Below are 12890 nucleotides of genomic sequence, written 5' to 3' on the forward strand. Positions count from 1 at the left end.
TGTGCTCACTTTCCCTTCTCCTTGGCGCTGGCCGTCGCTGCGGCGCGTTCGGCGGGTTCCAGCGTGCGGTAGGTCTTGGCCGTTGCCTGCAGGGTGAGGCGGCCATCTTTGCCGGCCGCCGGGGTCAGCGAAATATCTCCGATGGTGACAATGCGCGACATCCGGGCAACATCCGACACAAAAGTGGCTAGGTCATTGTAAGTACCATTCAGACGCAGCTCGATCGGCAGCTCGGCCAACTCGGTGCCGCGGATTTCCTGGCCGGGGCGGAATAGTTCGAATTGCAGGCCGCGACCCACGCCCGCCTGGTTGATCTCTGCCAGTACGGATGCCATCTCTGCTTTGGTTGGCAGTTGACGGATTAGGTTGCCAAAACTTTTTTCTATCTCTTTGAGCTGGGCTTGTAGTGCCTCCAGATTGGCCAGCTGGCGGCGTTGGTCGATATATTGGGTTTTCAGCTCGGCTTCGCGCGCTTCGGCGGCGGCAATTTCATCGCGTTGCGGGCCCAGAACCACAAAGTAGCCGGCCAGCAGGATAAATATGGCCATCACGCCCAGCGTGATCAGCTGGGAGCGTAGTGGCCAGTTCTGGATGTCGTTGAAGTCGAGGTTGCGCAGCTCGTCCAGATTGATATTCAGGTTCACTGTGGCGCTCCTGTCTTGTGGGCTTCTTGCTCGCCTTGTGTCTGCAGCGCCATCGTCAGGCTGAATTCGCTGGCGCGCAGATTGCCAAGCGCGGCGGCTTTCACTTCTATCAGTACCGGATTAATGAACAGGCCGGAGTCGGATAAAGTGCCCATATAGTTGGAAACGCGAGCGCCGGATTGTGCGTAGCCGGACAGGGTGATGGTGTTGCCGGCTTGTTTGAAATCCTTGAGATAAACCCCTTCCGGCATAAAGCGGATCAGGTCATCAAACAGGCGCACCGCCTGCGAGCGGCCATTTTGCAGCTGGGCGGCCTGGTCTTTGCGCGCAAGCAAAGCAGCGCGTTGTTGGCGCAACTCGGTGATCTTGCCCAGTTTGACGCTCAGTTCGGCAATGGCACTATCCAGACGCTGGTTGCGGGACAATTGCTTGTCCAGTGCATGGCTTTGCAGGGCATAGCCGGCGGCCAGCAGCAAGGCGCTACCGGCAATGGCCAGTGCCAGCATGTTCTGGAAGCGGCGTCTGTGATCCGCGCGCCGCATTTCCCGGTATGGGAGCAGGTTGATGCGTATCATCAGTCGAATTTCCTTAGTGCAAGACCACAGGCAACCAGCAGGGCAGGCGCATCCAGCAACAGATCTTTAATCGGAATGCCGGGGGCTTGGGTCATGGTGGTGAAGGGGTTGGCAATCATGGTGCTGATCTGGGTGCGCAGGGCAACAGCGTCATCCAGACCTAGCAGCATGCTGCTGCCGCCGGCGAGCAGGATGTAGTCGACGCGCAGATATTGCGACACACTGACCGTGGTGTAGAAGAATTGCAGCGCGCGCTGGATCTCTTGTGATAAAGAGTCGACAAAGGGCTGCAGCAGTTCGAATTCATAGCCTTCGGGCAAGAGCATGCTGCGCTTGCCTTTTTCCGCCTCTTCATGGGTCATGCCGTAGCGGCGCTGGATTTCACGTGTCAGCTGGGTGCCGCCGAATGCCTGTTCGCGGTAATACAACTGCTGGCCGTTGCGGATCACAGAGCAGTGAATCTTGGTGGCGCCGATATCAAACAGGGCAAAGGTTTGGTTGAAGCCCTGATCTGGCAGCTGCATTTGCAACTGCTCGAACGCGGTCAGCATGGCAAAGGCTTCGACATCCATAATGGCCGTTGTGAATCCTGCCATTTCACCGATGGCCAGGCGCTCTTCGACTTTTTCCTTGCGCGAGGCACATATCAATACCTCCAGATCGTCGGCATGGGTTGGCGCGGGTCCCAGTACCTGGAAGTCGAGATTGACCTCATCCAGCGGGAAGGGGATGTATTGGCTGGCTTCACTTTCGACCTGAAACTCCAGATCCGTTTTGTCCTGACCGGCCGGCACCAGTATTTTTTTGTAAATTGCCATGGTCGTGGGCAGCGCCATGACAACCCGGCTGCAGTGGCTGCCCAGCCGTGCGCGCGCACGGCGCAGCGTGTCAGCAACCGCTTCGATGTCATTGATGTTGCCTTCGTTCATCGCGTCCTTGGGCAGGGGCTCGATGACGTAGCGTTCCAGCAGGAGGTTTTTGCCTTGGCGGCCGATTTCGACCATCTTGATAGCGCTTGAACTGATATCCAGTCCGATCAGGCTGTCTGCTGTCTGGCGGCGTCCCGCTAGCAGACTGCTCAAGGATTTGGGTAATTCCAGTTTGCCACCCAGCATGTCGTTATCGGCTCTTTCCTTAGATATGGAAAGTAGCCGCCTCCCTTTAATAATGACCAATTATTCTTAAGTGCGGAACTTTGCCAGCGCTTCCGGGTAAAACGGTATAATCAGGGCTCGATTTTTCTTTCGAACCATTATGTTGCTGCGAATCCTGAAGCTTGTGCTGGGCTCCATACTCGGTATCACGACACTTGCGGTCGGTGTGCTGGCTGTTGCCATTCTTGTCACCTGGCCGCGTTTGCCCAATCTGGACATCCTGACCGATTACCGCCCCAAGATCCCGCTGCGCGTCTATGCCGCCGACGGTGCGCTGATTGGTGAATTCGGAGAAGAGCGCCGCTCGTTCTCCCGTATTCACGACGTGCCGCCGCTGATGCGTCAGGCGCTGCTATCCGCTGAGGATGAACGCTTTTACCAGCATGGTGGTGTAGATTATGTCGGTGTTCTTAGAGCCGCGCTAGGAAATATAGTATCTGGGCATACGCGGTCCGGTGCAAGCACCATTACCATGCAAGTGGCTAAAAACTTCTTCTTATCAAGTGAAAAGACTTTTAGCAGGAAGTTTAATGAAGCGCTGCTGGCATTCAAGATCGAACATACCCTGTCCAAGGACCAGATTCTCGAGCTGTATCTGAACCAGATCTATCTCGGGCAGCGTGCCTACGGTTTTTCGGCCGCCTCGCAAGCCTATTTCGGCAAGCCTTTGAATGAGTTAAGCGTGGCGCAATTTGCCATGCTGGCCGGCTTGCCCAAGGCGCCTTCCTCGTACAACCCGGTTGCCAATCCCGAGCGTGCCCGTTTGCGCCAGTTGTATGTTTTGCGTCGCATGCATGAGCTAGGCCATATTTCGACAGCTCAACTAGAGGCGGCCAAGGCCGAGCCGCTGGGCTTAGCCAAGCCTGCACGTGACACCGGCGTGCCTGCGCAGTTTGTGGCGGAAATGGTACGTCAGGACATGTACCAGAAGTATAAGGATGCGGCCTATACCGAAGGCTTCCGCGTCTATACCACCATCGATAGCCGCAACCAGCGCTGGGCTTTTGACTCACTGCGTGCCGGGCTGATGGATTACGACCGCCGTCTGGGCTATCGCGGGCCAGAGTCATTTGTCGATCTGGGCGCGATGACCGAAGAGCGGGATGAGGCGCTGGATGAGGCGCTGTCGTCGATTCGCGATAGTGGCGAGCTTGAGCCGGGTGTGGTGTTGTTTGCTTCACCGTCGGAAGTAAAGGTTTACTTGCGCGGCAGCCGTTTTGCCACGGTCAAGGGGCCGGGCTTGTCGTTTGCCCGCCGCGCCCTGTCCAGCAAGCTGACGCCGGCACAGCAGATACGGCCGGGTGCCGTGGTGCGTATCCAGCCCAACCCGAAAGGCTATTGGGAAATCGCCCAGATGCCCGAGGTGGAAGGGGCCTTTGTTTCGATGGATCCGCGCACCGGTGCCATCAAGTCGCTGGTCGGGGGCTTTGATTTCAACCGACGCAGCTTTAACCACGTGACGCAGGCATGGCGCCAGCCGGGCTCGACTTTCAAGCCTTTTATTTATTCGGCAGGTCTGGATCGCGGCTTTACTGCATCAACTCTGATTAACGATGCACCATTGTCGATAGACCCGGCCAGCATCGGGGGCCAGCGCTGGGAACCCAAAAACGACGATAACCGTTACGCCGGCATGATTTCGATGCGCCGTGCCTTGGCCTTGTCCAAAAATATGGTGTCCATCCGCATCCTGCAGGCGGTAGGTACCGACTACGGCCAGCAATATGCACAGCGTTTCGGTTTTTCGGCCAAGAATAATCCGGCCTATCTGACCATGGCGCTGGGAGCCGGTCTGGTGACGCCCTTGCAGATGGCCGAGGGCTATTCGGTGTTTGCCAATGGCGGCTACCGTACCCGCGCCTATTTCATCGACCGCATTGAAGACCTGAATGGTCGCGTGATTGCGCGTACCGCGCCGGCGGTGGCCGGACAGGGGGCGACCCAGGTGATCGATCCGCGCAATGCTTTTATTACCAGCAGCCTGTTGCGCGATGTGATCCGCTTTGGTACCGCCAACCGTGCCATGAGCCTGGGGCGTTCCGATCTGGCGGGGAAAACCGGTACCACCAATGATTTCCGTGATGCCTGGTTTGCCGGTTTTAGTCCGAATCTGGTCGCGGTGACCTGGGTGGGCTATGACCAGCCGCGCAGTCTGGGGCGCTTCGGTTATGGCGGGACGGCCGCCTTGCCGATCTGGACCAACTATATGGCTAATGCGCTCAAGGGACAGCCCGAAGTCGACCTGCCGCCGCCCGAGGGTATTGTGGTGAGGCCTGGAGCCGGTCTGCGCGGAGGCGACGAGTACTATATGGAAGAGTTCCAGCGCACCAATCCCGAATTGCAGATCAATAACCGTGGTTCGGTGCCGGGAGCGGCCAAGCCTGCCGAAGAGGAGGCCGCAGTGCCGGTGGCACCACCCGATGCGGCGCAGGATGCGGTGGAAAATGTGAAAGAATTGCTGTTCTGAGCATACGGGCAGCGCCTCCGGTTTGAGAGGCGTTGCCCCTTTTTCGTCAAGCCTGGGTGAGCAGGCTCAATACATTCTGTGGCGGTCGGCCGATCACGGCGCGCTGTTCGCACTGTGCGATGGGGCGCTCGATCAGTATCGGGTTGTCGTGCATGGCGGCGATCAGCTGCCGGCGCTCCAGCGCGATATCGTCCAGATACAGCATCTGGTATTCCTCTTCATGCCGGCGCATCAGCTGGCGCGGCTCCAGCTCCAGCAAGCTTAGCAATTGGTCCAGTTCTTCAATGCTGGGCGTTTGCTTCAGATATTCGATGACTTCGATTTGAGCGCCTGCATCCTGTAACAGTTGCAGTGCCTCGCGTGACTTGGAACAGCGCGGGTTGTGGTAAAGGCGGATCATGCCATCTCCTTCGTTTCTTGGGTAACGGAAAACCGCCACCCTGTTTGTGACTCTATCCGGAATGCAGCATGCCACCATCTGTCACCCAGCGCCACGGGGCACTCGCTTTCTTGTTGGCGGCGCTGTCCACGGTCGGCCCGTTTTCCATCGACACCTTTTTGCCGGCCATGCATGCCATCGGTGAGGCATTGGGCGTGGACGCGATAGAAATCCAGCAGGCGCTGACGGTGTATCTGCTGTGTTACGCCTTTATGATGCTGTGGCACGGAGCCATTTCCGATGCGGTGGGGCGGCGCCGTGTTTTACTGGCGTCGACTTTATTGTTTGGCGTGGCATCGCTAGGCTGCGCGCTGGCGCCCAATCTGGGCACGCTGCTGCTGTTTCGCGCCTTGCAGGGCTTGTGTGGCGGGGCGGGGCTGGTGGTGGGGCGGGCGATTATCCGAGATTGTCTGGACGGGGCCGCAGCGCAGCGACTGATGTCGCAGGTGACCATGCTGTTCTCGCTGTCACCGGCGATTGCACCGGTGGTGGGCGGTTTTCTGTATGGCGGTTTTGGCTGGCGTTCGATTTTCGTGTTTATGGCGCTGATCGGTTTCGGCCTGTTTGCCATGAGCTGGTTTGCCTTGCCGGAAACCCATCCGCCGGAAAAGCGCCAGGCTTTGCGTTTTTCCACGATGTGGCAGGCTTATCTGACCGTGCTTCGCAAGCGCGAATTCCAGTTGCTGGCCGCGGCTGTGTCATGCAACTTCGCCGGCTTCTTCCTGTATATCCCGTCGGCGCCGGTGTTTTTAATGCGCCATCTTGGGCTGGGGCCGGACGAGTTTTTGTGGATGTTCGGCCCGGCCGTTGGCGGCATCATGCTGGGCGCTTTCCTGTCGGGCAAGATGGCCGGGCGGCGCGGCGCGCGCGAGCTGGTGTCCATCGCCTACTGGATGATGTTTATTGCCGCAGCCACCAATCTGGCGGTGTGTTTGTGGTTGCCGGCCGGCGTGCCGCAAAGCGTGCTGCCCCTGATGCTGTACACCACAGGCATGTCGCTGGCGTCGCCTTCCATCACCCTGACCCTGATGGACCAGTTTCCCGAACTGCGTGGCACGGTATCTTCCCTGCAGGGCTTCACCCAGACCATGCTGGCCAGTATCGTTGCCGGCGTGGTGTCGCCCCTGGTATGGGGCAGCCCGCTGATGCTGGCGCTGACCATGACAGCCTTTTTGACGCTGGGTTTTGCCTTCCGTTACGCCTACCGGCGGCGTGTCGGCCGCGCCTCCTGCCTTGAGCGCTAAAAAGGTCAGGCGGCGGCCTCGACCAGCGTCGCGTTCAATACCTTGACCACATCGGCAGGGTCTATCCCTATCAGATAGCCGCGCTTGCCGCCATTGATATAGATGCGCGGCAAGTCGGCGATGCTGGCCTGCATATAAACCGGCATGGCGTGGCGCGTGCCGAAGGGGCTGGTGCCGCCAACCTGATAGCCGCTGTGTTTGTCGGCGGTTTTGGGGTCGCACGGCATGACTTTTTTCACGCCTATGGCGCGTGCCAGCAGGCCGGTCGCCACTTCGCGGTCGCCATGCATCAGCACGATCAGCGGTTTTTTGTGTTCGTCTTCCATTACCAGCGTTTTCACGACGCAATGCTCGTCTACGCCCAGTTCCTGCGCCGACACGCGTGTGCCGCCGCGCTCTTCGTATTTATACAGATGATCGCTAAAGGCGATGCCGTGCTCGCGCAGTAGTCGTACCGCCTGGGTCACCGGAGTTTTTTCCTTGGCCATGGTGCTCTTTGTCGATAAAAAACCATGCTAGCTTAGAGTCGCTCAGGCTGCCGGTAAAGTCCGGCTTACATATGCCATGGCTGCCCCAATACGCTGCCTTGCCCGCCGTGGCGTGCCAGATTGTCGGCTATGGCCTGCATCGCCAGCCAGCGCGGGCCGCACCAGTCGGGCGCAATCAGCGTTGGCGCTTGCGCTGTAGCGGAAACGCGGTGGTAGACCACTTCGGGCGGGGTGGCGCGGATCAAATCGGCCGCCAGCGCCGCGTATTCGTCCAGCGGCATCGGCATGACTTCGCGTCGCTGGTATTGCGCCGCCATGCGACTGCCTTTCACGATCATCAGCGGGTGTAGCTTGAGGCCTTCGACGCCGATGTCGAGTACGGTCTTTAGTGTGCTGTGGATATCTGCATGGCTTTCGCCGGGCAGGCCGGCAATCAGGTGGGTGCAGACCTTGAGCCCGCGCAGATGCGCGCGCGCCACCGCGTCGCGGTAGTCGGCCAGCGTGTGGCCGCGGCGTATGGCTTCCTGTGTCTTGTCGTGCGCGCTTTGCAGACCCAGCTCCAGCCAGACCTCCATGCCCTGCGCCTGATAGCCGGCCAGCAGGTCCAGTGCCGCATCCGGTACGCAGTCGGGACGGGTGCCGACACACAAGCCGACGATATCGGACTGGGTAGCGGCCTCGTCATAGAGTGCTTTCAGGGTTTCGACTTCGGCATAGGTGCTGGTGTAGGCCTGAAAATAGGCCAGATAGCGCCGTGCGCGGTCGGTGCGAATCTTTTCGCGGGCGATCTGTTCGCTGATGGAGAGAATGCCGGCATCGCGACCGAAGCTTTTTACATTGCAAAAGGTGCAGCCGCCACGGCCCAGCGTGCCGTCGCGGTTGGGGCAGGTGAAGTCGCCGGCGAGTGACAGCTTATGCACGCGTTCGCCGAAGCGTGCCTTGAGGTAATGGCCGAAGGTGTGGACGTAGTGATCGAGTTGCATGGCGGCCGGAAAAAACCGCACAGCTTAACAGTCCGGTGAAAATGAATCCCTGTGCTGGATCAAAGACTTGGGTGTGGATGGCTTTCCGCTTCCGCCCTGGGTCTTAGAACCTGTTCACGATCTGCTGCGCATCAGCGATACGGCGTTGAAAACGGTTTCGAAATGCTCATGTACCACCTGTACATTCCGCTTTCTCAGCCGTTTTCGCCTTGTCTCGCCCTCGCTCGCGAGATCGTGAACACGCTCTTATAAGCGGTGCCAGCCAAACAGATACAGCACACCGAAGATGGCCGAGCTGATCACCAGTGCCTGCGCGAGGATGAGGACCCATTCGCGCAGGGTCTTTTTCTGGCTGCGGTCAAACAGCCAGCGATAGGCTGCATACAGCACAAAGCACAGAACGAAAAATTTGAACAGGCGACCGAACATGGCTAAGGCGGGGGATATGGGGGCTCATTATTGCTTTGTACTTGAAGCTTACGCAAGTCTGCCCAAACGATATAATGGCTGACCGCTTACATGGCGATTTTTTCGAGGCCGCAATCACCCATGTCCGTTACTCCCTCTTCTGTCGGGATAGTCAGTGCCCAGTATGCGGCGTTTGATACTCCGCTTGCGCTTGCCTGTGGGGCCGTACTGCCGGCTTATCAGCTGGCATTCGAGACCTATGGCACGCTGAATGCGGCCAAAAGCAACGCCATCCTGATCTGCCACGCCTTGTCCGGCCACCACCATGTGGCCGGGCGTTATAGCGAGTCCGACAAGAGTGCCGGCTGGTGGGACAATATGATTGGGCCGGGCAAGCCCATCGATACCGAGCGCTTCTTCGTGGTCGGGGTCAATAATCTGGGCGGCTGCCATGGCTCGACCGGGCCGTCCTCGATCAATCCGGCCAGTGGCCAGCCCTGGGGGGCGGACTTCCCCATGGTGACGGTGGCGGACTGGGTGATCGCGCAGGCCCGACTGGCCGACCGATTGGGCATCGAGCGCTGGGCGGCGGTGATAGGTGGCAGTCTGGGCGGCATGCAGGCACTGGACTGGAGCATACGTTTCCCCGAACGCATCGCTCATGCGCTGGTGATCGCCTCGGCGCCCAAGCTGTCGGCGCAGAATATTGCTTTTAATGATGTGGCGCGTCAGGCCATCCTCACCGACCCCGAGTTTCATGGCGGCAACTTTTACGGCCAGGGCGTGTTGCCGCGTCGCGGCCTGCGCCTGGCGCGCATGCTGGGCCATATCACCTATCTGTCGGATGACGGCATGGGCGAGAAATTCGGCCGCATGTTGCGCTCGGGCGAATACCAGTTCGGCTTCGATGTCGAGTTCGAGATCGAGTCTTATCTGCGCTATCAGGGCGACAAATTCTCCGACAGCTTCGATGCCAATACCTATTTGCTGATGACCAAGGCGCTGGATTATTTTGATCCGGCGCGCGAATACGGTGGCGATCTGGTCAAGGCCTTGCAGCGTGCCAGCGCCGGTTTTCTGGTGGCCAGCTTTACTTCGGACTGGCGCTTCTCGCCCGAGCGCTCGCGCGAGACGGTCAAGGCGCTGGTCGCCGCCGGACGGCGCGTCAGTTATGCCGAGATCGAGTCGGCACACGGCCACGACGCCTTTTTGATGCTGGACCCCCCTTATGTAGAGCTGATGCGTGCCTATCTGGGCCGCGTTGCTGCGGAGATAAGCGCATGAGTACCCCTGCCTTGCGACCGGATCTGGCGCTGGTCGCCGACTGGATCAAACCTTCTTCGCGCGTGCTCGACCTGGGCTGCGGCTCGGGCGAATTGCTGGCTCACTTGCAGCAGAGCAAACAGGTGAGCGGCTATGGCGTCGACTTTGCCGTCGACAATGTGGTGCGCTGCGTTGAGGCCGGTATCAATGTGCTGCAGGCCGACCTGGAGGCGGGCCTGGCCGAGTTTGGCGATGCGAGCTTCGATGTAGTGGTGCTGTCGCAGACCATACAGGCCATGCTGCACACCGAGCAGATCCTGATCGAGATGCTGCGCGTCGGGCGTGAAGCTATCGTCACCTTCCCCAATTTCGGCTACTGGGGCAACCGCTGGCAGATTATGCGCGGGCGGATGCCGGTGTCGGAAACCATGCCTTACCAGTGGTACAACACGCCGAACATCCACTGGTGCATGCTGGGGGATTTCGAAGCGCTGTGTGCCAAGAACGGCATACGCGTGCTGGAGCGGGTGGTGATGGACAAAGGGCGGCGCATCGATTTCATGCCCAATTTATTGGGCAGCCTGGCGTTTTACCGCGTCAGCCGGCAATAAAGGCCGGGCCGGCATGTCGGGCAGCGGGGGCGTGGCGTAGAATGCCCGCTTTGCTGCTCTGCCCCTCTACCCCGATTGAAAAGGCTGTCCCCGCTTATGACTGACGCACCCACCGACTGGAAGCATGAGATCCTGTCGCGCAAGATGCTGATTTGCGTCTTTACCGGTTTTGCCTCCGGCCTGCCTCTGTATCTGCTGATCAACCTGCTGCCGGCCTGGCTCAGAAGCGAGGGCATAGACCTCAAGGCTATCGGCCTGTTTGCCTTGATCCAGTTGCCGTTTACCTGGAAATTCGTCTGGGCACCGCTGATGGACCGCTTTACGCCGCCGCTGTTTGGCCGGCGCCGTGGCTGGATGCTGCTGACCCAGTGTGCACTCTTGCTGTCGATGATGGGCTTTGGCCTGTTCTCGCCGCAGCAGGATCTGATGACTATCGCGGCGCTGGCGCTGGGGGTGTCATTCTTTTCTGCCAGTCAGGATGTGGTGATCGATGCCTTCAGGCGCGAGATATTGTCCGACCGCGAACTGGGTTTGGGCAACACCATCCATATCAATGCCTATCGCCTGTCCAGCCTGATTCCGGGCTCGCTGGCGCTGATTCTGGCCGACCATCTGCCATGGGCGCAGGTGTTTGTAATTACCGCCGTGTTTATGTTGCCCGGCATTGCCATGACGCTGATGGTAAGCGAGCCTGCGCTGGCAGCCGCCACTCCCAAGACCCTGCGCGAGGCGGTAGTCGAGCCGTTTCACGAGTTTATCGGGCGCAGTGGCGTCAAGGGCGCGCTGCTGATTCTGGGTTTCATCTTTCTCTACAAGCTGGGTGACAGCATGGCCACTGCGCTGGCGACGCCGTTTTATATGGATATGGGGTTTTCCAAGTCCGAGATCGGGCTGGTCGCCAAGCATGCCGGGCTTTGGCCGGCGGTGATTGGCGGCTTGCTGGGCGGTGCCTGGATGATCAAGTTGGGCATCAACCGCGCCTTGTGGGTGTTCGGCGTGGTGCAGGTGCTGTCGATTCTGGGTTTTGCCTGGCTGGCGATGCATGGCCGCTTTGCCGAGGTTGGTGCGACGGAGCTGTCCAGCCTTGCGCTGGTGATCGGTTTCGAAGCACTGGGGGTGGGGCTGGGTACGGCGGCGTTTGTCGCCTTTATCGCGCGCACCACCCATCCTGCTTACACCGCCACCCAGTTTGCGCTGTTTACCAGCCTCGCCGCCGTGCCGCGCACGGTGGCCAATGCCGGCACCGGCTATCTGGTCGACAGTCTGGGCTGGACCGTATTTTTTCTGATTTGTACCGTATTGGCGCTGCCAGGCATGGCTTTGCTGCACAAGGTCGCGCCATGGAAGGAGGCATAAGCGTGAGATCTCCGCTTGCTGTTTTAGGGCTGCTGATGAGTGGCATGGCATGGGCCGATGCCAGTGCCGTGCAAGCGTCGATGCCGGCGCTGGAGAGCAGTGCGCCGCTGGCGGTGCCGGCCACGCCGCTCGTCGCCATCCCGGAGGCGCCGAAGCCCGCCCCGGTGGTCGAACCCGCCTTGGGTTCGGTGCCTTTTCGGGTTGACTACCGTTGCGCGGGGGCGCAACAGATTAGTGTGCTGTATCCGGCCTATGCCGATGCAGACACGCAGCCTATCCGCCTGCGCTGGAAGGGGTATAAGTACCGCTTGAGCCTGGCAGTGAGCGGCAGCGGAGCACGCTACGCCAGCCGCCAGCTGGTGTGGTGGACCAAGGGCGATAGCGCATTTTTGAGCACGCGCGGTGGCCGGATGCTGGTGCGCCAGTGTGTGGCGCAGCCGAACTAGGCTGCGGTGTTAGCCGCAGCACGGCGGCTAGGGATGGCCTGCCATATTGACGCGTACGGCCTGACAGCGAAAAGCGTACCTGTCCGGCCATCACCTCGCATCCGTCCTCCGGGTTGGTGCGCACCTGTTTGCTGCTTTGGCGTGCTCGCGCATGCTGCAGGCTTTGAGTTGGCAGATACCGGTTGAAGCTTAGACCGAAAGTTTTTTTGCCATCTCAGCCAGACGCTTGCCCTGTGCCAGCGCTAGCTTGCGCTCGGCTTCGCTGATTGCATGATCGTTCTTGAGGCCAGCGACATGGCTGACACCATAAGGCGTACCGCCGCTGGTGGTCGCGGCCAGTTCAGGCTCGGTATAGGGCAGGCCCAGCAGCACCATGCCGTGATGAAGAAGCGGAATCATCATCGAGGTGAGCGTGGTCTCTTGTCCGCCGTGCATGGAGGCGGTGCTGGTAAACACACAGGCCGGCTTGCCGGCCAGCGTGCCGGCCATCCATTCGGCGCTGGTGCTATCGATAAAATATTTCATTGCGCCAGCCATATTGCCGAAACGGGTCGGGCTGCCTAGCGCCAGGCCTATGCACTCGGCCAGATCGGCGCGCTCGACATAGGGCGCACCTGCGTCCGGTACCGTCGCCTCGGTGGCTTCGCATACCGTCGATACCTTGGGGACGGTGCGCAAGCGTGCGCGGCAGCCGTCTACACTGTCGATACCGCGTGCGATCAGGCGCGCCAGTTCGCGGGTTGCGCCGTGCTGGCTGTAATAAAGCACCAGGATATCCTGCATTGTGTCTCCGAAAATCGTTACCATGAGTT

Annotated in this window: 14 protein-coding genes; 6 read left to right on the forward strand and 8 right to left on the reverse strand. The window is 59.7% G+C overall.

Annotated features, from left to right (window positions below; translation table 11 throughout):
- Nucleotides 1-5: 5 nt before the first annotated feature.
- The 3 genes from EGI20_RS00225 to EGI20_RS00235 are packed head-to-tail and all read right to left on the reverse strand — an operon-like array spanning nucleotide 6 to nucleotide 2301.
- Entirely contained in the window at nucleotides 6-644 is a 639-nt protein-coding gene (locus EGI20_RS00225) for a type IV pilus inner membrane component PilO (protein WP_498628643.1), read from the reverse strand.
- A complete protein-coding gene (locus EGI20_RS00230; protein WP_498628645.1) occupies nucleotides 641-1219 on the reverse strand; it encodes a PilN domain-containing protein in 579 nt (192 codons plus the stop codon). Before EGI20_RS00230 ends, EGI20_RS00225 begins: the two co-directional genes overlap by 4 nt.
- The gene (locus EGI20_RS00235; RefSeq protein ID WP_498628647.1) at nucleotides 1219-2301 is read right to left on the reverse strand and encodes a pilus assembly protein PilM; all 1083 of its coding nucleotides are present in this window, start codon (nucleotides 2299-2301) and stop codon (nucleotides 1219-1221) included. Before EGI20_RS00235 ends, EGI20_RS00230 begins: the two co-directional genes overlap by 1 nt.
- Nucleotides 2302-2473: 172 nt before the next feature.
- On the opposite strand from EGI20_RS00235, the gene EGI20_RS00240 reads away from it, so the two are divergent.
- A complete protein-coding gene (locus EGI20_RS00240) occupies nucleotides 2474-4840 on the forward strand; it encodes a penicillin-binding protein 1A (protein ID WP_498628649.1) in 2367 nt (788 codons plus the stop codon).
- Between the two features lie 46 nt (nucleotides 4841-4886).
- Here EGI20_RS00240 and arsC read toward each other — a convergent pair whose 3' ends face one another.
- The gene (arsC, locus tag EGI20_RS00245; RefSeq protein WP_124735964.1) at nucleotides 4887-5240 is read right to left on the reverse strand and encodes an arsenate reductase (glutaredoxin); all 354 of its coding nucleotides are present in this window, start codon (nucleotides 5238-5240) and stop codon (nucleotides 4887-4889) included.
- A 68-nt stretch (nucleotides 5241-5308) separates the two neighbouring features.
- Between arsC and EGI20_RS00250 the strand changes: the two genes are divergently transcribed.
- Nucleotides 5309-6523, forward strand: coding sequence for a multidrug effflux MFS transporter (locus EGI20_RS00250; protein WP_498628651.1), 1215 nt, complete (start codon nucleotides 5309-5311; stop codon nucleotides 6521-6523).
- Nucleotides 6524-6528: 5 nt separating this feature from the next.
- On the opposite strand, the gene ybaK is transcribed toward EGI20_RS00250, so the two are convergent.
- The 3 genes from ybaK to EGI20_RS00265 form a co-directional block, all read right to left on the reverse strand.
- The gene (ybaK, locus tag EGI20_RS00255; RefSeq protein ID WP_498628653.1) at nucleotides 6529-7011 is read right to left on the reverse strand and encodes a Cys-tRNA(Pro) deacylase; all 483 of its coding nucleotides are present in this window, start codon (nucleotides 7009-7011) and stop codon (nucleotides 6529-6531) included.
- Nucleotides 7012-7076: 65 nt separating this feature from the next.
- Nucleotides 7077-7994 carry a tRNA modification radical SAM protein MnmL/YtqA gene (mnmL, locus tag EGI20_RS00260; RefSeq protein WP_498628655.1) on the reverse strand — a complete coding sequence of 306 codons (918 nt, stop codon included), beginning with the start codon at nucleotides 7992-7994 and terminating at the stop codon, nucleotides 7077-7079.
- A 246-nt stretch (nucleotides 7995-8240) separates the two neighbouring features.
- Complete coding sequence (locus tag EGI20_RS00265) at nucleotides 8241-8423, reverse strand: protein MIGRI (RefSeq protein ID WP_124735968.1); 183 nt, start codon at nucleotides 8421-8423, stop codon at nucleotides 8241-8243.
- Between the two features lie 120 nt (nucleotides 8424-8543).
- On the opposite strand from EGI20_RS00265, the gene metX reads away from it, so the two are divergent.
- The 4 genes from metX to EGI20_RS00285 all read left to right on the forward strand — a co-directional run bounded on the left by metX (nucleotide 8544) and on the right by EGI20_RS00285 (nucleotide 12078).
- Nucleotides 8544-9686 carry a homoserine O-succinyltransferase MetX gene (metX, locus tag EGI20_RS00270; RefSeq protein ID WP_498628658.1) on the forward strand — a complete coding sequence of 381 codons (1143 nt, stop codon included), beginning with the start codon at nucleotides 8544-8546 and terminating at the stop codon, nucleotides 9684-9686.
- Nucleotides 9683-10276, forward strand: a complete 594-nt coding sequence (gene metW, locus EGI20_RS00275; RefSeq protein ID WP_124735970.1) for a methionine biosynthesis protein MetW — start codon at nucleotides 9683-9685, stop codon at nucleotides 10274-10276. Before metX ends, metW begins: the two co-directional genes overlap by 4 nt.
- A 96-nt stretch (nucleotides 10277-10372) precedes the next feature.
- Nucleotides 10373-11632: an AmpG family muropeptide MFS transporter gene (locus tag EGI20_RS00280; protein WP_498628660.1), complete on the forward strand. Its 1260-nt coding sequence runs from the start codon at nucleotides 10373-10375 to the stop codon at nucleotides 11630-11632.
- Between the two features lie 2 nt (nucleotides 11633-11634).
- On the forward strand, nucleotides 11635-12078 hold the full coding sequence (locus tag EGI20_RS00285; RefSeq protein ID WP_498628662.1) for an MliC family protein: 444 nt from the start codon (nucleotides 11635-11637) through the stop codon (nucleotides 12076-12078).
- Between the two features lie 189 nt (nucleotides 12079-12267).
- Here EGI20_RS00285 and wrbA read toward each other — a convergent pair whose 3' ends face one another.
- Entirely contained in the window at nucleotides 12268-12861 is a 594-nt protein-coding gene (gene wrbA, locus EGI20_RS00290) for an NAD(P)H:quinone oxidoreductase (protein WP_498628663.1), read from the reverse strand.
- Between the last annotated feature and the right edge of the window lie 29 nt (nucleotides 12862-12890).

The organism is Aquitalea sp. S1-19, assembly GCF_024343515.1.